General features: G+C 43.5%; 24 protein-coding genes. 4 read left to right on the forward strand and 20 right to left on the reverse strand.

Features of this window, described 5'->3' with window-relative positions:
* Window positions 1–145: 145 nt before the first annotated feature.
* Complete coding sequence (clpP, locus tag BW986_RS12560; protein ID WP_063233960.1) at window positions 146–754, forward strand: ATP-dependent Clp endopeptidase proteolytic subunit ClpP; 609 nt, start codon at window positions 146–148, stop codon at window positions 752–754.
* 97 nt (window positions 755–851) lie between these two features.
* Here clpP and BW986_RS12565 read toward each other — a convergent pair whose 3' ends face one another.
* From BW986_RS12565 to BW986_RS12640, 15 genes are all read right to left on the reverse strand, one after another.
* Complete coding sequence (locus BW986_RS12565) at window positions 852–1,109, reverse strand: HPr family phosphocarrier protein (RefSeq protein ID WP_048688029.1); 258 nt, start codon at window positions 1,107–1,109, stop codon at window positions 852–854.
* 20 nt (window positions 1,110–1,129) lie between these two features.
* A complete protein-coding gene (gene whiA, locus BW986_RS12570) occupies window positions 1,130–2,083 on the reverse strand; it encodes a DNA-binding protein WhiA (protein ID WP_034309971.1) in 954 nt (317 codons plus the stop codon).
* A gap of 67 nt (window positions 2,084–2,150) precedes the next feature.
* The gene (locus tag BW986_RS12575; RefSeq protein WP_076368243.1) at window positions 2,151–3,137 is read right to left on the reverse strand and encodes a gluconeogenesis factor YvcK family protein; all 987 of its coding nucleotides are present in this window, start codon (window positions 3,135–3,137) and stop codon (window positions 2,151–2,153) included.
* Window positions 3,127–4,026, reverse strand: coding sequence for an RNase adapter RapZ (rapZ, locus tag BW986_RS12580; protein WP_076368244.1), 900 nt, complete (start codon window positions 4,024–4,026; stop codon window positions 3,127–3,129). The genes BW986_RS12575 and rapZ overlap by 11 nt, the downstream gene beginning before the upstream one ends.
* Before the next feature lie 41 nt (window positions 4,027–4,067).
* Window positions 4,068–4,526 carry an NUDIX hydrolase gene (locus tag BW986_RS12585; protein WP_076368245.1) on the reverse strand — a complete coding sequence of 153 codons (459 nt, stop codon included), beginning with the start codon at window positions 4,524–4,526 and terminating at the stop codon, window positions 4,068–4,070.
* Between the two features lie 547 nt (window positions 4,527–5,073).
* The gene (gene trxB / locus BW986_RS12590) at window positions 5,074–6,021 is read right to left on the reverse strand and encodes a thioredoxin-disulfide reductase (protein WP_076368246.1); all 948 of its coding nucleotides are present in this window, start codon (window positions 6,019–6,021) and stop codon (window positions 5,074–5,076) included.
* Window positions 6,022–6,124: 103 nt separating this feature from the next.
* Window positions 6,125–7,627 carry a tetratricopeptide repeat protein gene (locus tag BW986_RS12595; protein WP_076368247.1) on the reverse strand — a complete coding sequence of 501 codons (1,503 nt, stop codon included), beginning with the start codon at window positions 7,625–7,627 and terminating at the stop codon, window positions 6,125–6,127.
* 671 nt (window positions 7,628–8,298) lie between these two features.
* Window positions 8,299–8,955 (reverse strand): bifunctional phosphoribosyl-AMP cyclohydrolase/phosphoribosyl-ATP diphosphatase HisIE, encoded by a 657-nt coding sequence (gene hisIE, locus BW986_RS12605; RefSeq protein WP_076368249.1) that lies wholly within the window; start codon window positions 8,953–8,955, stop codon window positions 8,299–8,301.
* Entirely contained in the window at window positions 8,952–9,710 is a 759-nt protein-coding gene (gene hisF, locus BW986_RS12610; RefSeq protein ID WP_076368250.1) for an imidazole glycerol phosphate synthase subunit HisF, read from the reverse strand. Before hisF ends, hisIE begins: the two co-directional genes overlap by 4 nt.
* A complete protein-coding gene (gene hisA / locus BW986_RS12615) occupies window positions 9,711–10,445 on the reverse strand; it encodes a 1-(5-phosphoribosyl)-5-[(5-phosphoribosylamino)methylideneamino]imidazole-4-carboxamide isomerase (RefSeq protein WP_076368251.1) in 735 nt (244 codons plus the stop codon).
* Window positions 10,442–11,074 carry an imidazole glycerol phosphate synthase subunit HisH gene (gene hisH, locus BW986_RS12620; protein WP_076368252.1) on the reverse strand — a complete coding sequence of 211 codons (633 nt, stop codon included), beginning with the start codon at window positions 11,072–11,074 and terminating at the stop codon, window positions 10,442–10,444. Before hisH ends, hisA begins: the two co-directional genes overlap by 4 nt.
* On the reverse strand, window positions 11,075–11,662 hold the full coding sequence (gene hisB, locus BW986_RS12625; RefSeq protein WP_063233950.1) for an imidazoleglycerol-phosphate dehydratase HisB: 588 nt from the start codon (window positions 11,660–11,662) through the stop codon (window positions 11,075–11,077). It lies immediately after the preceding gene.
* Between the two features lie 92 nt (window positions 11,663–11,754).
* Window positions 11,755–13,041, reverse strand: a complete 1,287-nt coding sequence (hisD, locus tag BW986_RS12630) for a histidinol dehydrogenase (protein ID WP_076368253.1) — start codon at window positions 13,039–13,041, stop codon at window positions 11,755–11,757.
* 26 nt (window positions 13,042–13,067) lie between these two features.
* A complete protein-coding gene (gene hisG, locus BW986_RS12635; protein WP_034311625.1) occupies window positions 13,068–13,697 on the reverse strand; it encodes an ATP phosphoribosyltransferase in 630 nt (209 codons plus the stop codon).
* Complete coding sequence (locus tag BW986_RS12640) at window positions 13,690–14,874, reverse strand: ATP phosphoribosyltransferase regulatory subunit (protein WP_076368254.1); 1,185 nt, start codon at window positions 14,872–14,874, stop codon at window positions 13,690–13,692. The genes hisG and BW986_RS12640 overlap by 8 nt, the downstream gene beginning before the upstream one ends.
* Before the next feature lie 491 nt (window positions 14,875–15,365).
* Between BW986_RS12640 and BW986_RS12645 the strand changes: the two genes are divergently transcribed.
* The 3 genes from BW986_RS12645 (at window position 15,366) to BW986_RS30215 (ending at window position 17,280) form a co-directional block, all read left to right on the forward strand.
* A complete protein-coding gene (locus tag BW986_RS12645) occupies window positions 15,366–16,424 on the forward strand; it encodes a processed acidic surface protein (RefSeq protein WP_076368255.1) in 1,059 nt (352 codons plus the stop codon).
* A 1-nt stretch (window position 16,425) separates the two neighbouring features.
* Entirely contained in the window at window positions 16,426–17,067 is a 642-nt protein-coding gene (locus BW986_RS12650) for a class D sortase (RefSeq protein WP_076368256.1), read from the forward strand.
* A 69-nt stretch (window positions 17,068–17,136) separates the two neighbouring features.
* On the forward strand, window positions 17,137–17,280 hold the full coding sequence (locus BW986_RS30215; RefSeq protein ID WP_179086064.1) for a YwzD family small protein: 144 nt from the start codon (window positions 17,137–17,139) through the stop codon (window positions 17,278–17,280).
* Window positions 17,281–17,319: 39 nt separating this feature from the next.
* On the opposite strand, the gene BW986_RS12655 is transcribed toward BW986_RS30215, so the two are convergent.
* From BW986_RS12655 to hprK, 5 genes are read right to left on the reverse strand one after another with little or no spacing between them, the layout of a single operon-like run.
* Window positions 17,320–17,838: an acyltransferase gene (locus tag BW986_RS12655; RefSeq protein WP_063233944.1), complete on the reverse strand. Its 519-nt coding sequence runs from the start codon at window positions 17,836–17,838 to the stop codon at window positions 17,320–17,322.
* Window positions 17,835–18,503 (reverse strand): pyrophosphatase PpaX, encoded by a 669-nt coding sequence (gene ppaX, locus BW986_RS12660; protein WP_076368257.1) that lies wholly within the window; start codon window positions 18,501–18,503, stop codon window positions 17,835–17,837. Before ppaX ends, BW986_RS12655 begins: the two co-directional genes overlap by 4 nt.
* On the reverse strand, window positions 18,493–19,437 hold the full coding sequence (locus BW986_RS12665) for a nucleoside recognition domain-containing protein (protein WP_076368258.1): 945 nt from the start codon (window positions 19,435–19,437) through the stop codon (window positions 18,493–18,495). Before BW986_RS12665 ends, ppaX begins: the two co-directional genes overlap by 11 nt.
* Window positions 19,438–19,464: 27 nt before the next feature.
* The gene (gene lgt, locus BW986_RS12670) at window positions 19,465–20,277 is read right to left on the reverse strand and encodes a prolipoprotein diacylglyceryl transferase (RefSeq protein WP_076368259.1); all 813 of its coding nucleotides are present in this window, start codon (window positions 20,275–20,277) and stop codon (window positions 19,465–19,467) included.
* Between the two features lie 26 nt (window positions 20,278–20,303).
* Complete coding sequence (gene hprK / locus BW986_RS12675; RefSeq protein ID WP_076368260.1) at window positions 20,304–21,239, reverse strand: HPr(Ser) kinase/phosphatase; 936 nt, start codon at window positions 21,237–21,239, stop codon at window positions 20,304–20,306.
* Window positions 21,240–21,640 lie beyond the last annotated feature (401 nt).

Below are 21,640 nucleotides of genomic sequence, written 5' to 3' on the forward strand. Positions count from 1 at the left end.
CTATCGGGAAGGAGCCTTAGCCAGAAAATTGTCGAACAAATTATCCAATATAGGGTTTGTTTTGTTTGACCTAAATTGACCAAAAAGTGTATCATACATACATAAAGAATTTAAATGATTCTCTTAATCGAAGGAGGAAATGAACATGAATTTAATTCCTACAGTTATCGAACAAACAAGTCGTGGGGAGCGTGCCTACGATATTTACTCCCGTTTATTAAAAGACCGGATCATTATGCTAGGAAGTGCAATTGACGATAATGTTTCCAACTCCATTGTTGCTCAATTACTATTTTTAGAAGCGGAAAATCCTGAAAAAGATATCACTCTATACATCAACAGCCCTGGCGGAAGCATCACTTCCGGTATGGCCATTTACGATACTATGCAATATATCAAACCTAATGTATCAACAGTATGCATCGGTATGGCCGCTTCCATGGGCGCTTTCCTATTGGCCGCTGGTGAAAAAGGCAAACGTTATGCGTTGCCAAACAGTGAAGTCATGATTCACCAACCGCTTGGAGGAGCTCAAGGTCAAGCTACGGAAATTGAAATTGCTGCCCGCCGTATCCTTCACTTGAAAGATAAACTGAACCAAATCCTGGCAGAACGTACTGGTCAACCTATTGAAGTCCTTCAAAGAGATACGGAACGTGATAACTTCATGACTTCCGAAAGAGCTCTTGAATATGGCTTGATTGACAAAGTCATCACGCGCAGCATCCTTGATGACAAAAAAGACTCTAAATAATTATGCAACAAAAGGCTCCGGAGATCGCCTCAAGCGACTTCCGGAGCCCTTTTTACATGATAAGAGAAAAGGATGCACTTTTAGGCATCCCTTTCTTTTAACCCTCTTGCTGAACGAATTCTTCCAATGCCTCTAACGCTTCTTTTTCATCGCGTCCTTCGACGATTAACTTCACGGACACGCCAGAACTGATGGCAAGGCTCATTAACCCCATTATACTTTTTGCATTCACTTTCTTTCCTTCTTTTTCAAGAAAAACATCTGAATGAAAGCGGTTAGCTTCTTGTACAAAAAGAGCTGCCGGCCGTGCCTGCAAACCTGTCTTCAATTTTACCTCAACTTGTTTTTCCACCATCTTGATCTCCCCTGTTAGCTTTATTTTTTCGCAGCAATAGCCTCTCCCCCACGGAGCCTGTCAGCTATTTCATCAATCTTTCTTAATCGGTGATTAATCCCGGACTTACTGATGGTTCCCCCGGATACCATTTCCCCAAGTTCCTTTAAGGTTATATCCTGAAACGCTATCCTAAGCTCCGCAATTTCCCTAAGCTTATCCGGTAAAATGCTTAATCCTACCGTATCCTCGATATAATGGATATTTTCAACCTGGCGCAATGAGGCCCCGATCGTTTTGTTCAAATTGGCTGTTTCACAATTCACAAGCCGATTCACTGAATTCCGCATATCACGGACAATCCGTACATCCTCGAACCTTAATAAAGCTGAATGGGCGCCAACTATACTTAAAAACTCGGCAATTTTTTCGGCTTCTTTCAAATAAATGATGTACCCTTTTTTGCGTTCAAGCGTCTTGGCCTTCAAGCCAAACTTATTCATTAGCTCACACAGGGCATCATTGTGCTCTTTATAAAGTGAGAAAATCTCGAGGTGATAGGAAGAAGTTTCCGGATTATTTACCGAACCCCCCGCAAGAAATGCGCCTCTTAGGTAAGAACGCTTACAGCATTTCTTCCCAACAATAGTATCGGATATATCATGAAGAATTTCAAAGCCATCGCCTAAAATTTCCAAATCGGTTAAAACCCGCTGCCCTCCGGATGACATCCTGACAATATATACATTATTCTTTTTAAGCTTCATCTTTTTACGGACCAACAGCTCGACCTGGACCTCATAACTTTTTTTCAGCAGCGTATAGATCCTTCTGGCAATCGCAGCATTCTCAGTTTGAATATCCACAACAAGCTTCCGATTAGAAAATGAAAGGGATCCGTTCATCCGGATAAGCGCACATAATTCCGCTTTTCCGCAGCAATCCTTTCCCTCTAATGTAGTAAGCTCTTTTTTCGTTTCTGAAGCAAAAGACATCCATTTCACCCCCAATCGAACGCAGGTAATCTATTTTTATCAATCAAAAAACCGTCCCCGCTTATATCTACGGTATTATGGGGCTTTTAGTTTCATTTACAAGCATATTATAAAGCAAATCCGCCACTTTTTTCGTATCATGGCGTATTACATTCCCCTCATAGCTGAAAATGCGTTCTTGTATGATTTCAAGACCCATCCGTTTTAAACTTTCCACATCATACATGACCGGTTTGGCATATTCAGCTTGATAGCGTTGCTGAATCTCGGTTGGTATTTCCTCATTATTAACAAGTATCCTGTCAATATATGCATTTCCCATATGGTCATATATCGCTTTTATATGATCGCTCGCACTATAATCCAGCGTCTCGCCGGCTTGTGTCATCAAATTGCAAATGTACACCTTCTTAGCCTTGGAACGGGCAACCTCTTCACCTAGGCCAGGGACAAGTAAGTTAGGCAGAATGCTAGTATATAGGCTTCCCGGACCTATGACAATAAGATCTGCCTGCTTGATTTCCTGGAGAGTTTCACTGAGCGGCTTTATATGATGAGGAGACAGAAAAACTTTTTTTATTTTCTTTCCTGAGAAGGGGATCTTGGATTCTCCTGTAACAATCGTTCCGTCATCCATCTTCGCATGGAGAACCACACTTTGGTTGGCAGCCGGAAGCACTTTACCGCGGACATTAAGGAATTTACTCATTTCCTGGATCGCATGGACGAAATCGCCGGTCAAAGAGGTCATTGCCGCCAGTATCAAATTCCCGAGCGAATGCCCGGACAGCTCATTTTTACTCTGGAAGCGATGTTGAAACATTTGTTCAACAAGGGGCTCTACATCCGATAACGCAGCCAGCACGTTACGGATATCACCCGGAGCCGGGATGTCCATATCCTCGCGAAGACGGCCTGAACTGCCGCCATCATCGGCTACCGTAACGATTGCCGTAATATCCACTGGATGCTTCTTTAACCCTCTCAACAAAACGGGAAGGCCGGTTCCCCCTCCAATGATCACAACCTTAGGTTGTTTCTTATTATTTAACATCTGCTTTCCCCTTACTTTTTTCGATATCGCGGTGTGATACTTGAACCCTGTAATCCTTTTTGAAGTGGTTTGAAATATACTCCGTCAACGCTACTGAACGGTGCTGCCCGCCTGTACATCCAATTGCGACAACAAGCTGTGCCTTCCCTTCACGTTTATAATATGGAAGCATGAATGCAAGCAGATCGGTCACTTTTTCCAAGAATTTTTGCGTCTCACTCCATTTTAAAACGTAACTCGAAACTTCTTGTTCCAAGCCAGTCCTTGGCCTCATATGGTCAATATAATATGGATTTGGCAGGAAACGTACATCAAACACAAGATCGGCATCTATGGGCAGGCCATGTTTGAACCCGAACGACATGACATTGACTGTAAACCCGACACTTTTATCGGCAGAAAATTCCGAAGCGATTTTCTCCCTCAATTCACGCGGTTTCAGTTGGGAAGTATTAAAGATCAATTGAGCCCTTCCCTTCAATTCGTCCAAAAGTTCCCGTTCCATTTTAATGCCTTCCAATGGCCGGCCTAATGGAGCAAGGGGGTGGGTCCTTCTCGTTTCCTTATATCTGCGTACCAAGGAATCATCATCAGCATCAAGAAAAAGGATTCTTGGTGATACTGCAGCTGTATCCGTTAAATTATCCAGTGCAAGAAATAAGGAATCAAAAAACTCCCTCCCCCTTAAATCCATGACAAGAGCCACTTTATTCATCTTATTCCCGGAGTCCTTCATTAACTCCAAAAACTTTGGCAATAGCGTGGGCGGCAAATTATCGACGCAAAAAAAGCCGAGGTCTTCAAAACTTTGAACCGCCACTGTCTTACCTGCTCCGGACATTCCGGTAATGATGACCAATTGCGTTTCACTCATCTGCCCTGTACTCATAGTTTCTCCGCCCCCATGTATATCTTTTTTTATATTTAAAATTAACCTGGATCCAATCGGTAAGAAAGCAGCTTGAATTCAGGCGTATAGGTAAATGTTCCATAGATGATCCCACTTCCATGAACCATATAGTCCAGAATGTGAAAATCACCCTCAGCCATCATCAGCCTTTTAACATCTTCAACCGGATGCCAGCTAAGTTCCCCTTCTTCACAAACATCCACATTTACACCATCGGAATCCGTTGCAAAGAAAGTGAACATCATCCATTCTGACAAAACTTTATCTCCGTCCTTCATAATGAAGGTGAAAATACCTTTGATGGAAGGGTTTTTTAAATAAACGCCCGTTTCTTCGCGATATTCCCTAATGCAAGCATCGCGTACAGATTCCCCAGGTTCCATCTTGCCGCCTGGAGCTACCCACCATCCGCGTCTAGGCTTTTTCAATAAGAGGATTTGATTATCTTTTATCAATACACAGTTTGTGACACGTTGCACGTTCTTCACCTCAATTGGCTCTGCTCGACTATAGAAACCTTCCCCCCATAATGAAGAGATTCAGTTTATATCCTTAAACCGCCGCTAGATATCCATTTGGCGATTTACAAATGCTAATAGTTCAAACAAGTTGTATTTTTCATCTTCTTACCATTATGAAAGATTATGTTTAGTATATCTTATCATTATACTATTTTTGAAATGAGCTAACAATAAAGTAAACTTCCTGCATTGGGGGAATATTCATTCGCAAGGAATCACATCGGTAAGCCTTTATCCTGCTTAACTCCTATTCTTCTCCACTTTCGCTGCCTAAATGCAATGGGCTTGCTTACTTCACATTAAAAACCATTTAAAAATGTCCTAAAAATTGGAACCAAAGATATAGTCTCAAAGCAGGAAAACAAAAAAAAGACACAGAAACTCAATCTGTGTCCTAAACGTTTATAATTAAAGGGGGTCAACTTCTACCCATACTATACCCAATTATTATTTCACGCGTGTTACAACGTCGTTAAAACGGAATTACGATTGCATATTCTTGAAATCAAGCCTTTGGCTGCAATTTTTCTTGAAGTTCCTCAACAAAATGCTGAGCGGATTGAGCGGCAATGCTTCCATCGCCTGTAGCCGTAACGATTTGGCGCAATGTTTTTTCACGAACGTCACCAGCAGCAAAAATACCAGGGACGCGTGTTTCCATCTGATCATTCGTTTCAATATAGCCTGTGGAATTCAAGATGCCTAAGTTCTCAAATGGTTTAGTTAGCGGAAGCATTCCGATATAAATGAATACACCGTCTGCGTCCATCACTGTCTCTTCTCCGTTTTCAGTGGAAACTAGAGTGACACCGCCGACTTTGCCGCCTTCTTCATTGATTTCCTTCAAAGTATGATTCCAGATGAAGTTAATTTTCTCATTGGCAAATGCACGATCTTGAAGAATCTTTTGAGCACGAAGTTCGTCACGTCTGTGAACGATCGTCACTTTTGAAGCAAAACGGGTTAAGTACACACCCTCTTCTACAGCAGAGTCTCCGCCGCCGATAACGAACAGTTCCTTTTGCTTGAAGAAAGCACCATCACAAACTGCACAATACGATACACCGCGGCCGCCCAATTCTTTTTCGCCAGGAACGCCGATTTTCTTGTATTCGGCACCAGATGAAATGATGATTGAACGTGCTTTGAATTCCTTGGAACCGGCTTTGATCGTTTTATACTCTTCACCGTCAATGATTTCCTTAACATCCCCATAGGCATACTCCGCACCGAATTTCTTTGCATGGTCAAACATTTTCGTTGAAAGTTCAGGTCCGAGTATAGTGTCGAATCCAGGATAATTTTCTACTTCCTCAGTATTGGCCATTTGCCCGCCCGGTACTCCGCGTTCTAACATCAATGTTGAAAGGTTCGCACGTGATGTATAGACAGCCGCCGTCATCCCTGCAGGACCAGCTCCAATAATAACAACGTCATAAATTTTTTCAGACATGTTTTCACTCCTCCATATTCCATTACAAATGGAACCTTCACTACGGTTAGTGTTCCCTACCTATTATCCTATATAACAAATAATTTTTCGTCCAAATATCTGCTCATCCCAGTAAGTTTTGAACCAACTTTACGTACTTCGATAAGGTGGACACCGATATGAAATGTTTGTCTGCGATTGCCTGTTTGCTCGCCTTCTCATTTTTAAGCTGATTCCACACGTACTCCACAGCGGATGCCCAGCCTGCTGGATTATTTAACTTCTGCTCGGATTTCACCGCTTCGATGAAGACGGAAAACCACATTAAATAGAGCCCGGCTTCATTTAATTGTATCGGCTGGAAATGACGATATAATAACTCAGCTGTGCGATCGGCAAAATCAATCGGTGTTAATTGGCGATCTTTAGCTGGAACTTGAACAAGTTCAGCATAATCACGTTCCAAATCAGTGAAATTCTGATTTAGGTTGAGGACCTGGTTTTTCAATAGCTTCTGTTTATGAACCGAATGTTTCAGAAGGAAAATAGCAAACAGCCTTTCTTCGATGAATTCACTTTCCAGCCTTTTCATAATAGAAGGAAAATGATGTTCAAAACCATCTGAAGTTGTATTCATATCTCCCCAAGGCTCCATGCCTTCCTTTTCCGGGTTCATTTCCACGACCTTTTTCCATGCCTTTTGGGCAGCCTGTTCATGGCCTAAATGGTAAGCGGAAATGGTAAGCCAATAGTAGAAGGTTCCATCTCCCTCGAACCCTTGCTTTTGGAGTCCTTTCAGCCATTTATATGCAGAAGCATAGTTTCCGATCAAAGCGAAGGTCGCTCCAAGCTTGAAACGATGTTCGGATAGCATCGGCCGAATTTTCTCCAGCATCTGTATGAGCTCTTCAACCTTTGCTTCATCCTGTTGATAATGATGAAAAACAACAAGGTTACAAAGCGCATGCAGGTTTCCTGGACTTTTTTCCAGAACCTCTTCAAGTGTTTCAAACGCTTCATCTACCTGACCTAGATAGAAATAGGCAAGTGCCAGGTTATTATAAGCGGACCAGTAATCCTCGTACTCGGCAATCGTTTCTTTCAGGACTTCGATTGCCTTCGGGAAATTGCCTGATTCCAGGTACTCACGGGCTTGTTCCTGTTTGGTAATGAGCCCATCATGCTTAAAGGGGTTTTCTTCTGACTCATCCGACTCAAAAGTTATCAGTTCAAGCAGATCCTCTGCATCATCGCTGAACTCCCCGTCTTCTTCTTTATCAAGATAAGCACTGGCGTGACGATAAGCCTCCTTGAACATGCCTAAGTGGGCATAATTATTCGCCAGGAAGTAATGACATTCCGACATATAGGGATCCATCACATCCAAGATGTTCTCCAATAGGTTGTTTGAATAATTATATTCACCGATTTCCGAGCAGGTGATTGCCAATTGACAGGCTATCATCGGTTCAGCAGGTTCAAGTTCCAGCGCACGCTCCAGGTATTTTTTTGATTTAGGTAATTCTCGTCTATGATAAGCTTTTAAACCCTTGGTGAAATAATACTCACCTGTTGGGTGAAAAGTTAGAATTTTTGCCTGTTGGCCAAATTTAGAGTCTTTACTCATGTAATCCTCCATCTACAAGTTGATTAACCATAGTATTATAACATATTGAAGAAAATTTGCCGAACAATTCAAGAAAATGGAAAACGGTAATTACCATGCTTTCTTTAAGAAAAAATCGAATGATATCCCTAGCCAAATGGGGATTCTCTTTCAAATGATGGTAATGATTTTCACCAAAATTAGTAGCAGAAGTTGAGTGGAGAGGAAGGTGCGAGACTCCTGCGGGAAAAGCGCGTCTAGGGAAGACCCCGCAGGCACAAGCCGAGGAGGCTCCCGGACCGCCCGCTGAAAGCGAGTGCCTGGAGCGGAAATCAACGTCCAAATTGTACAAGCCATAAAGTTAGTTGATAAAAGGGGTTGGAAAATATCTCTTTCATAATGATGGTCCCGAACAAAGCAACACCTTCAAATCTCAGGTATGGTTTTCACCAAAATTAATAGCAGAAGTTGAGTGGAGAGGAAGGTGCGAGACTCCTGCGGGAAAAGCGCGTCTAGGGAAGACCCCGCAGGCACAAGCCGAGGAGGCTCCCGGACCGCCCGCGGAAAGCGAGTGCCTGGAGCGGAAATCAACGTCCAAATTGTACAAACCATAAAAAAACTGAAGACAAACCTGATTTTCATCGAGTTTGTCTTCAGTCTGAGCCCTCCTATTGACGGAGGGCAATCACCATTCATTCGGTTTCTTTCGGTTCGTCCTTATCGGCATGTCTAGCCTTCAATACATCAAGCACTGATTGGAAAGGCAACTCCTGCTCCCGAAGAAGAACGAATAAGTGATAGAGGAGATCGGCACTTTCCATCGAAAGTTCCTCTGCATCACGGTTCTTAGCTGCAATGATCACTTCTGCCGCTTCTTCACCGACTTTTTTCAGAATCTTATCTACGCCCTTATCGAATAAGTAGGTAGTATATGAACCTTCAGGCATTTCCGATTTTCTTTTTTCAATCAACCTTTCCAATTCCGTCAAGAAAGTCACATTCGCCTTCACGTCTTGTCCAGCTTCACTGTTTTGATAAATCGTTTCACTAAAACAGCTTGTTGCCCCTGTATGGCATGCAGGACCTGCAGGAACGACCCGAACGACTAATGCATCTTGATCACAGTCATACTTCATCTCGATGATTTTCTGGGTATTGCCGCTGGTCGCCCCTTTATGCCATAATTCATTGCGCGAACGGCTGAAGAAGACCGTTTCACCTTTTTCAATCGACAATTGCAGCGATTCTTGGTTCATGTAAGCAAGTGTCAGCACTTTGCCGGTTCCTGCATCTTGAATAATTGCCGGTATCAGGCCTTTTTCGTCGTATTTAATAGTTTCAAGATTCATCGTACAACCACTCCTTGTTGTTTGAGAAACGCTTTGACTTCTTTGACGGATGTTTCTTTATAATGAAAAATCGATGCGGCTAATGCTGCGTCGGCTTTACCTTCTTGGAAGGCTTCCTGGAAATGCTCGGCGTTACCAGCCCCGCCTGAGGCGATGACCGGCACTGAAACGGCTTCAGATACCGCTTTTGTCAAAGCGATATTAAACCCTTTTTTCTCGCCGTCACAATCCATGCTTGTCAATAAAATTTCACCTGCACCGCGTATTACGGCCTCTTTTGCCCACTCGACTACTTCCCATTCAGTCGGTTTCCGACCGCCGTGGGTATATACGCGCCATGACCCAAGCTCTTCATCATATCGGGCGTCTATGGCGACAACGATACATTGGGAACCAAAATAATCAGCACCTTCATTTATTAAATCAGGGCGCAGAATGGCTGCTGTATTTAAGGATACCTTATCGGCACCTGCTCGTAAGATCTTCTTCATATCCGCCAATGAATTAATGCCGCCGCCCACCGTGAACGGGATTGCCAAGCTGCCCGCTACCGCTTGAACGACGTCGACTATCGTTTCCCTGCCTTCATGTGATGCGGAAATATCCAGGAAGACAAGCTCATCAGCACCTTCTTGGTCGTAAAAGGATGCAAGTTCGACCGGATCTCCAGCATCCCTAAGGGACACAAATTGTATCCCTTTGACTACGCGACCATCCTTTACATCGAGACATGGAATAATTCGTTTAGTGAGCATTTAACCACGCACCTTTTCTAGTGCTTCTTCTACAGTAAAGCGATTGGTATAAAGTGCCTTGCCAATGATTGCCCCTGCAATGCCTTGGGCTTCATACTCTTTGAGGGTGATAAGGTCTTCGAGCGAACTAATGCCTCCCGAAGCGATCACATTTTTACCAGTTTCCTCCGCCATGGCCAATATGCCTTTCACATTCGGACCTGAAAGCATGCCATCCGTCGCGATATCGGTCACGATAAAGGTCTCTGCACCAGCATCGGCCAGTAATTTACCAAGATCTATCGCAAGGGTTCCAGAAGTTTGAAGCCAACCATGAGTGGCAACCTTGCCATCTTTCGCATCGATCCCGATTGCGATGTGGCTTCCATATTTCCTTATCATATCTTTAGTGAAATCAGGGTCTGAAACGGCCGTACTGCCTAAAATGACCCGTTCCACTCCATTATCCAGGTAATGGGCTATATCCCGTTCCGTACGGATGCCGCCGCCGATTTGAATGCGGGCCCCTAACTCACTTGCAGCTTTTATTACGTATGAATCATTGATGCGCACTCCCTCTTTGGCGCCGTCAAGGTCGACCATATGTATCCAATCGGCTCCTTGATCCGCAAAGCTTTTAGCCATATCGAAGGGGGAATCGCCATAAACGGTTTCCTGATTGTAATCTCCCTGGATTAAGCGGACGCACTTGCCTCCGCGCATATCAATCGCCGGGTAAATAGTAAAGTTGCTCATGCTTCTTCCTTCCCTTCTACTAATGACAGATAATTTCTCAAGAGTGACATGCCCATCTTCCCGCTTTTTTCCGGATGGAACTGCATGCCGAAAACATTCCCTTTACCGACGATCGCCGGCACTTCCACATCATACGTCGCCGAAGCGGTAACGAATGATTCATCCGTATCGACGTAGTAAGAATGGACGAAATAAACATGGTCCTCTTCCAGTCCCTCATTCACTGGTGACGCCTGTTTAAATTCAAGACAATTCCAGCCCATGTGCGGCACTTTATAAACCTGGTCATCCGCATCCACTCCCTTAAAACGAACGACTTTACCTGGGATGAGGGATAATCCCTTTGCAGGTCCATTTTCCTCACTTTCATCAAAGAGAAGCTGCATACCAAGGCAGATGCCTAAAAGATAACCTCCATCGGCTACATATTCCTTCAGGAATTCATCAAGCTTTTGTTTTTCCAAGAGACTCATGGCATCCCTGAAAGAGCCCACGCCGGGAAGAATGATCCCATTCGACTTTGAAAGTTCTTTTGGGTCATCGGAAATGAAAGAATCGGCACCAAGGCGCTCCAGCCCTTTACTTACGGAAAATAAATTCCCCATGCCATAATCGACGATCCCGATCATTTACAACATTCCTTTCGTCGAAGGGATGCCTTTGACACGCGGATCGATGGTCGTAGCTTCATCCAACGCTCGTCCAAGCGCTTTGAATATCGCCTCGATCATATGGTGTGTGTTGTGTCCGTAATGAACGACTACATGCAGGTTCATCCTGGCTTCAAGAGCGAATTTCCAAAGAAACTCGTGCACCAGTTCAGTATCGAAAGTACCGACCTTTTGCGAAGGAAACTCAGCCCGGAACTCCAGGTGCGGACGATTGCTTAAATCGATGACAACCTGGGCGAGTGCTTCATCCATAGGTACGAAAGCATTTCCGTAACGCTTTATCCCGCGCTTGTCTCCAAGGGCCTCCAATAACGTCTGCCCCAAGCAAATGCCAATATCTTCAGTTGTATGATGATCGTCCACGTCTGTATCCCCGTTTGCATCTACAGTCAAATCAAACTTCCCGTGTTTCGTGAACAAATCCAGCATATGCGTCATAAACGGAACACCCGTCTTAATGGAGGAATTACCTTCCCCATCCACACCAAACTTCAAACTTATTTCCGTTTCATTCGTCTTTCGCTCCACACTAGCAAAACGTTCCATTACAACTCCTCCTAAACGGGGTATGACCCCTTTTCCCAAGATGTAAAAGCATGTCAAAAGTCTTTATATCGGATTGCACTTATTTTAATAATTCAGGACTTTTTCCCGGATTCAGTCACAGCACGTGATTCAATGGCACGGGCATGAGCCTCGAGTCCTTCCATCCGGGCAAATGCTGCGATTTTTTCTGCATTTTTGCGGAAGGCCGTTTCACTATACATGATGATGCTCGATTTCTTTTGGAAATCATCCACATTCAGCGGGCTGGAAAAACGGGCGGTTCCATTGGTAGGCAACACATGATTGGGACCTGCAAAGTAATCCCCGACGGGCTCCGAACTAAAGCGGCCAATGAAGATTGCACCGGCATGGCGGATTTTAGCCATGATTTCAAGTCCATCCTTGGCCACAATTTCCAAATGCTCCGGTGCAAGTTCATTAATCGCTTCAACCGCTTCTGCCATATTCCCGCATACAACGATCCGTCCGTAATCCCTTATGGATGCTGCAGCAATATCATGGCGTGGAAGTAACGCCACCTGCTTGGTCACTTCTGCTGCCACTTCCTCTGCAAGAGACGTTGACGTCGTCACCAAAACACTGCATGCCCGGGCATCATGCTCCGCCTGTGATAGCAAGTCTGCCGCAACTTCTGCAGCGATGGCCGATTCGTCCGCCAATATCGCTATTTCACTTGGACCTGCTATCATATCAATGGCAACATCCCCGAAAACTTCGCGCTTCGCTAACGCAACATAAATATTTCCCGGACCCACTATTTTATCCACTTTCTTAATTGTTTCCGTCCCATAAGCGAGAGCAGCTATGGCCTGGGCCCCGCCAACTTTATAGATTTCCTTAACCCCGGCAATTTTGGCAGCTGCCAAAACCGCTGGCGATAATTTCCCATCTTTTCCTGGAGGGGAAACCATGACGATCCGTTCCACCCCCGCGGCCTTCGCAGGCAACACATTCATCAATACTGACGAAGGATATGCCGCTGTGCCTCCAGGTACATAAACACCTACAGCATCAAGCGGTGTCAATTTTTGTCCTAGCATCGTTCCTGTATCATCAGTCGTAAACCATGAATTTCGGATTTGTTTCTCGTGAAACATTCGAATATTATTTGCAGCTTCTTGAATAATATCAAGCTGCTCAGCAGTCAAGGCTGCCGTCGCTTCTTCCAATTCCTGTTCCGATACAAGTAATTCCCCTGGACTGACACCATCGAAACGTTCGGTATAGGTATGTAAAGCGGTGTTTCCGCTTTTCCTGACATCATAAATAATATCCTGAACCGCTTTTCTTTGGTCGGCAGTACCTGCCTCAACCGAGCGTTTCAGTGAAATCCCTTCAGCAAACCGTTCTATTTTCATACCTTCACCTCATTAGCGATTCTTTACTATTCAATAATTTCTGCTAGCCGTTCCACGATTTCGGTAATCCTTGCTTCTTTAATTCGATAACTGACAGGGTTTGCTACCAGCCTCGAAGTCACATTGGCGATTTTTGCATATTCCACAAGCCCGTTTTCCTTCAATGTCCGCCCCGTTGAAACGATATCGACGATTCGTTCAGCTAAACCGATTAACGGTGCTAACTCAATAGACCCATTCAGCTTTATAATCTCGACTTGCTCCCCCTGCTCGCGAAAATAACTGGAAGCAACGTTCGGGTATTTACTCGCTATTTTGGGGGCGATGTCACTTATTTTCGTACCAGGCAATCCAGCTACTGCCAAGTAGCAGGCACTGATTTTCAAATCAAGTAACTCATAGACATCACGTTCTTCTTCCAACATGACATCCTTCCCTGCAATGCCAATGTCAGCGACGCCGTGTTCCACATATGTTACGACATCCATCGGTTTTGCTAAAATGAACCGCAGATTCTCCTCTTCCACTTCAAGGATCAATTTCCTGGAATCATCAAACTCGGGAGGGAGACGAAATCCGGCCCTTCTTAACAGCTCTGCCGCTTCTTCAAATATTCTTCCTTTCGGCATGGCAATCGTTAAAAAGCTATTATTCATCTTTTCCATTCCCCCCATTCCCTACGAATAAATGAACTTCAGAAAATGTCCGTGTAAAAGCATCGACATTTTGGACGACCGTAATATCTTGAATCGTTACCAATTTCCCTTCGGAGCGTTTTTTTCTTGCAAATTGAATTGCTTCCAATCTCCGTTCGGGACTGAATAAAATGCATTCTGGCGCGACAGGCTGGATCGGCTCCCCAAGAGCTTCTGCAAGACGATCCACCCGGATTGCAAAACCTGTGGCCGAAGCATTCCAGCCGAACTTCGCAAGCAGATTATCATACCGGCCGCCATTACCGATTGGCGAACCCACTTGCCCGGCATACACCTCAAATAAAGTTCCCGTGTAATAACTCATATGACTGACCAATGTCAAGTCGAAGCTCACATATTGTTCAACGTCAAATTCTTTCAGCTGCGCAGACAATTCCTTCAGTTCAGCCAAAGAATCTTGACCTTTATTATTTTCCACCAACCCTAGCGCCTTGTTCAGGGTTCCTTCACTGCCCCTTAATGAGGTAAATTCGATAAGCCGTTGTTTATCAATGGATGAAAGCGGCAGTGATTTAACATGCTCGCGATAACCGACATAATTTTTTTCGTACAAAAACTTCCTTAATATAGAGGCTCTTTCCTCCGTACCTAGAATGCTTAAGAAAAATTCTTGCAGAAATCCGATATGTCCAATGGAAATCTTAAATTCCTGAAGCCCTGCAGCCTTTAGTGCATCCGCAAGCAGGGCAATCATTTCAGCATCAGCACTTATAAACTTATTTCCGATACATTCAATGCCAATCTGTTCGAATTCTGCCGGCCTGCCTCCTTCACGCTGCTGTGCGCGGTATACATTCGCGGAATAGGCCAGGCGAAGCGGAATTTGCTGTTTTAGCAATTTGGATGCTGCGACCCGTGCAATGGGAGCTGTCATCTCGGGACGGAGTACGAGCGTATGCCCCTGGGAATCAAGAAGTTTAAACAACTGTTGATCCAAGATTGCCGAAGCATCGCCAATTGTTTCATAATATTCCAAAGCAGGCGTTTCAATAAATTGATAGCCCCACTTCTTGATTTCATCACTCATTTTATTTCTTGCCGATACTTTCGTTTCATATAGCACCGGCAATGTATCTCTCATGCCTAACGGTTTTTCAAACATAAATGGCTTTGTCACGACTGCACATCCTTTTGAAATTTTGATTACTATCTATATCCAATCGGTCCGCCTATAGGCAAAAACCGATACACCCATTCCTAATTTTGTTTATCCCTTTATCTTTCCAAGGTTTCACGCTTAAATCCAAATTTCGGATAACATATAAAAATAGTAACAAATAAACTGACATAATAATATAAATAATCACAATAATCGATCAATACACTTTAGTTCGCTAATATGGTAGTAGGTTGAAGTTATTAATAGTTTACCCCTGCCCCCACCTTACGTCAAGGGAAATATGCCTATTCTCATTACTTCAATACCATGGCGGTCTTGGATATTCTTCATGATCGGTTAAAGTCCAAACGGAAGGAGTTGTACCTTTCCACCCGAATATTTCTTCCTATTTTTAGCCATTCACCGTTATTAATGTATACCTTTTGGTTTAGCTGTTTTATAATGTTTAGGAGTTTGGTAATATTAGAAAATTTTAGGGGGATATGGGAATGACGAAATATTTTTCGTTTTTTTTGGCATTTATCGTTCTTTTTTCACTGGGTTTAAGCGGAACGAAGGGTTTTGCGGCAACTAAGATCAACCAGGATGAGCTTAATGCATACCTTTCTGAAGTTAGAATGACGCAAGAAGAATTGGAAGAGTATTTATCCTATTACGACTTATCATTGAATGAACTGAAATCGGTAGAAGAGTTGCGTGATACATTGGGGCCGGCCGTCACTCCTGAGACCATCCAGAATCTACTTAAACAATATGAAATGACAGAAGCTGAACTTACGGAATTATTAATAGAATACGGCGAACTGGAAGAGGGGGATTCTATCATCGATACCTTCCATTTCATTTACGATATTGAGGATATCATCGATTTAGAAATGGATTATGATGAGGAAGAGATGGAATATGATGACGAAGAGATCATCGATTTAATGGATGGTCTCTTTACTGAGATCGGCCTTACAGACGAAGAACTCGATAGATTCATGAACCACCTTTTGCCTATCGTCGAAGACCCTTCTTTTGAAGCTCGTTTAATGGCGATCTCCGATAGGATGGATCAACTCGAGGATTTTGAAACAATTGATGAATTATCTGCAGAACAAGTGGCAGAATTGCTTTCTATATATAAGGATCTTCAAAGCTTGCTGCAAATTCAATTCAAATTCGCCTTAATTCAGGATGGTGTCACGACAAACCTATCCCTTGAGGCTTTATTCCAACTTAAGGAATTGACGAATGCTAGTTTACTAGTTTCCATTTATGATTTAAACGGCAATTTTTTGCTCGATTTTACATTGACAGGTGAAATGATCGGTTCCGATTTAGTGAAGGAAACCGGTAATGACATTAAACAATCCACTGAGGTCATTTCTAAAGTGGTTGAGGTAAAAAAGGAAAAGAAAAAACCCACAAAACCTGATCATAAAACGGAAAAAGGCGGAGTGCTTCCTAAAACGGCTGGTAATTACTTATTCGGCGCTTTAATCGGTTTAGCGTTAATGGGTATCGCTTTCGGATTGATCAGAAAAGCGAGACTCACTAATTAAGATGAGCAAAAATAGGCAATCCAGGCATAAGAAAAAAACGTTACTTATCACTGCTGTCTGCATTTTAACCTTAGGTTTTTATTTTACAACGACAAATGCCTATACGCTGTTAAAAGGCTATGCCCTATATAAATGGAATAAATCTGACACAATGGAAGCGACGGCTAAGCTACCCGAACCGAAGCCTAAAGCTGATATTCCCGATGAGCTTGAACTATATGAAGAACGACCGGAGACAGGTGATTTGATGGGTGAGCTTTATATTCCGAAAATCGAGGCAACACTTCCAATTTATCACGGAACGGACGAAGATGAACTCGAAAAGGGCGTCGGCCATTATGCGGGGTCCGTCCTCCCCGGTGAAAAGGATAATTCCGTTTTATCCGGTCACCGAGATACAATTTTCAGAGATCTAGGTGATGTCGGCGAGGGTGACTTGCTGATTGCCAAGACAGAAGCCGGTACGTTTACATATAAAGTGAGGAAGGTTCGTATCGTCGATGCAGATGACCGTACCGTGATCGTTCCCAAGCCTAAAGCCACACTTACAGTAACAACCTGCTATCCTTTTTCATATATTGGCAGTGCACCGGAACGATACGTATTGGTTGCCGATTTATTGAAATCGGAGATAGGTAAATGAGATGCAGGGCTGAAGTTGTTCAGCCCCCTTTCATAAATCTTCAATAGATGATAGGAGGACAAACTCAACATGGAAAAACAGGCACAGCAAAGGTTTTTTCAAATTTTAAAAGAAACGTATGAAGCAACGGTGAACCAGGAAAATGTATCAATCAACGAAGTGATGGAGCATCTTAAGAATGAACTGACTCCGTTATACCCAAAATGCCATTAAAAAGGACTTGCCGCATATATGGGCAAGTCCTTTTTTCATTCATAAGGAAGTTTGCTGCTCTCTCTCAAGCATTTCCTCTTTGGTATATATGATTTTCATTGGATTTCCCCCGACGAAAGCTCCCTCCGGAACATCCTTATGGACAAGCGTCCCCGCAGAGACAATCGCCCCATTACCAATTGAAAGTCCTGGAAGAATGGTCGAATTGGCTCCAATCAATACTTCATCACCAATGACTACATCTCCTAAACGATATTCATGAATCAAATATTCATGAGCAAGAATCGTCGTATTATAGCCAATGACAGTATTTATTCCAACCGATATTTTTTCCGGAAACATCACATCCGGCATGACCATCAAGGCAAACGAAGTATGCTTTCCTACTTTCATATGTAAAAAAGTCCTGTATAGCCAATTCTTCATGCCCAGAAAAGGCGTATAACGCGCTAGCTGTATCACAACAAAATTCTTTACGACTTTCCAGAATGGAACGGTCTTATATACATGCCATAGTGAATTTGCCCCTTCAACTGGATAGCGGGACGTGCGTCTCATTTTCTAGCCTCCGTGAGTTTTTCAACCTCAACGATATTCAATAAATCCGCCATCTGCTCAAGCATATAATCAGGGTGATAACTTTCCAAGAATTCACGGCCTTTAATGGACCATGAGACCCCTGCCGTTTTTGTGCCTGTATTTTTACCGCCCATAATATCATGATAACTGTCGCCAATCATGATCGCTTCTTCAGGAACCGAACCGAGTTGATTTAAAGCTTTTACCAAAGGCTCTGGGTCCGGCTTTGCCTTTTCCACTTCATCCAGTGTGACCACCACTTCAAAGAATTGATCCAGTTTGCTTAAACGCAGGCCCTTTTCAACGACATCACGCTTCTTTGTCGTAACGACTGCCAATTTATAACCGCTCTGCTTCAACGTTTGAACGGTTTCGAACACCCCGTCAAATTGTGTGACAAGCAAATCATGATTCCTCCAATTATGCTCCCGATAGTAAGCGATCATATCATCCACACGTTTTGGATCAATGGAGGAGAAAGTATCGACCAAAGTCGGTCCGATAAATGGAATGATATCTTCCCGTTTGAACTTTCCAGGACAAAAGTGGTTTAAAGTTTCAGTAAAAGAGGCAATGATCAATTCATTTGTATTGATCAACGTCCCATCAAGATCAAATAACAATGTAGTTATGTTACTGTTCATATACAGCTTCCTTTCTCTGTACCCTGTCAGTCCGATTCCATATATACGCAACGGCCATCGTTAAAACAATGGCAGTGAGTAGCCGAATAAGCAACAATGGCAAGACCGGAATCCCCAGCGGAATAAAAATCAGTGTGTCTTCTACAACAGCATGGCAGGCAACTAAAAAGATGAACGCAATCGTCATATCCTTCTTCGATACATTATCTTCTTTAGCGGCTTGAATCATTACGCCTGCCCCATATGCCAAACCGAGAGTCAGACCTGTAACGAAAGGCATGGAAGCATTCGGCTTCATCCCCAGGACCTTCATGAAGGGAGCAAGGGCTTTCGAGAATGCTTCCAGCCATTTTAAATCTTTCATGATTTGAACCGCCACCATGAGCGGAATAACGATGACCGCCAGCTGACCGATACCGGAAAGTGCCTGGATGACCCCATGTAAAAGGATTGCACCCGCTCCGTTAATTTCTGCAGCCTCCCCGATAGCCGCTCCTTGGGCCATTTCAGATCCGCCCTGCCAAACAAGATTGATGACGATAGCTGATAAAAGCGCAAGTCCGATCCGTACCGTTAGGATGATCCACAGCTTGACACCGGTTTTCATTGCCACACCTGACTCGATCAATAAATTATGTGAAAAAGATAGCATCATAGCGATAATAAAAACTTCTTTCACAGTCAAATCAAGTGTTAATATGCCCGCGATCGCCGCGTATAAATTCAGGAAATTCCCTAACACAAGCGGAATTGCCGCATCCCCTGGAAGGCCGATGAGATTCATCAAAGGCGCTATCAAGTTAATGATGAATGGCAATACAGGCGTATATTGAAGCACAGTGACGATCAAAGTGACTGGAAATATCACTTTCCCCAAAGACCAAGTTGTATTCAAGCCTGAAAGAAGTCCCTTTTTAATCGAATCTACTATCACTATGCCCTCTCCCTTTACACATATTCCCTATGCATCTAAATACCGTTTGTTTGCATGCCCGCTGACCCTTCTATAGACCACCAAAGCAATGGCTACAACTACCAACACAATCGAGATCACTTGTGCGATACGCAGTGACTCCGTCAGCATCAAACTATCCGTCCGCAATCCTTCAATGTAAAAACGGCCGATGGAATACCATAATACATAGGTTAAAAATAGTTCCCCCCTGCGCAAGTTCACTTTCCGTAAACTTAAGAGGATGATGACGCCGGCGATGTTCCAAATCGATTCATACAAAAAGGTCGGGTGATAATATGTACCGTTTATGTACATTTGATTTATGATGAATTCAGGCAAATGCATATTTTCCAGGAATGACCTTGTTATTTCTCCCCCATGCGCTTCCTGATTCATGAAATTACCCCAACGGCCAATCGCCTGCCCCAACAATAAGCTCGGTGCAGCAATGTCCGCGAGCTTCCAAAATGACACTTTCTTGACCTTGGCAAAAACGATGGCAGTCAGCACCGATCCAATCAACGCACCATGTATGGCAATTCCGCCATTCCATATTTTTATGATATCCCCCGGATTTTGTGAATAGTACTCCCATTGGAAGATCACATAATAAATACGGGCACAAATGATTGCTATCGGGACAGCAAACAAAATCATATCAGTAAATATTTCCTTATCAAGGCCTCTCCGCTCAGATTCCCTCAAAGCAATAATAAGACCCAATAACACACCGAAACCGATAATAAGTCCATACCAATGTACCTGGATGGGACCAAGATCTATCGCGATTGGATTCAGCGGCTGTATTCCTTGTTCCATTTTGTCCCCTCTTTTCCTATAACCTATTAAAATTCATCATGTTCCGGATCTGCAATGGCATGGTTCAAGCGATCTGAAAACTGTTCTGCAGCATTTACTCCCATTCGTTTAAGGCGGTAATTCATGGCTGCCACTTCAATGATAACAGCTAAATTTCGCCCTGGACGGACAGGTACGGTAATTTTCGTCACTTCCGTATCGATGATTTTCATTTTTTCCTCATCAAGACCCACCCGGTCATACTGCTTGTTTTTTTCCCATAGCTCCAGATTGATGACGATTGAGATCTTTTTGTTGCTCCGGACTGCACCAGCCCCAAAAAGCGTCATTACGTTAATGATTCCCAATCCTCTTATTTCAAGAAGATGTTCGATTAAATCCGGGGCATTCCCTACTAGCGTATCTTGGTCTTCCTGCCTGATTTCGACGCAGTCATCGGCTACGAGACGATGACCCCGTTTCACTAGTTCCAGGGCTGTCTCACTTTTACCGACTCCGCTTTTCCCGGTGATTAACACCCCTAACCCATAGATGTCCACCAATACACCATGAACAGCAGTAGTTGGTGCCAACCTGCTTTCAAGGAAATTGGTCAGACGGCTGTATAACCTTGTTGTCTTCATATTAGATCTCATCACAGGAACGGATTCCCGCTCAGAAGCTTCGATCAATTCTATCGGTACTTCCTGGCCACGCGTAATGATGATGCCTGGAGTAAAGTCCCTGCACAACTCTTCCATCCTCTGTATTCGCTCCGGTTCATTCAACCGATTAAAAAAGGACATCTCCGTCATACCTAAAAGCTGTACTCGATCCGCGGGATAATAATCAAAAAAACCGGCTATTTCAAGTCCGGGACGAGATAAATCACTCGTGACTATTGGTCGGTTAATTCCTTCTTCCCCACTGATAAGTTCTAGACCGAACGCTTCTACTATATCCTTTGTACGGACTTTTGCCATATATCTTTCCTCCTTTTGGAGCGTTGCTATTTTTCGAGATACTTTTTCTATTTTAGCATTTTTCTGTTAATAACCAAACAAAGCATTATCGATTTACTGTTTTTTTATTCACTGCAACCGGATGATGACAGCGGGAAGGTCCCGGGAACAGGAAAGAGATGAGATGAAACTGCATGAATCCTAAGGAAGCACCAAGTTTATATTGGCGGGCTCACTTTGTAGCCAAAAGGGATCACAAAACGTATTTTTCATCAAATGATGTTCCAAAATCAACTCCTTAGATATGGTTTCTATCCAAATTTAATACCAAAGTTGATTGAAGAGCAAGTGTGCGAGACTCTGCGAAAGCGCATCAAGGGAAGACCCCGCATGCGGAAAGCGAGTTTCGGGAGCGGAAATCA

The sequence above is a fragment of the Peribacillus simplex genome (assembly GCF_900156045.1).
GTDB lineage: Bacteria > Bacillota > Bacilli > Bacillales > DSM-1321 > Peribacillus > Peribacillus simplex_D.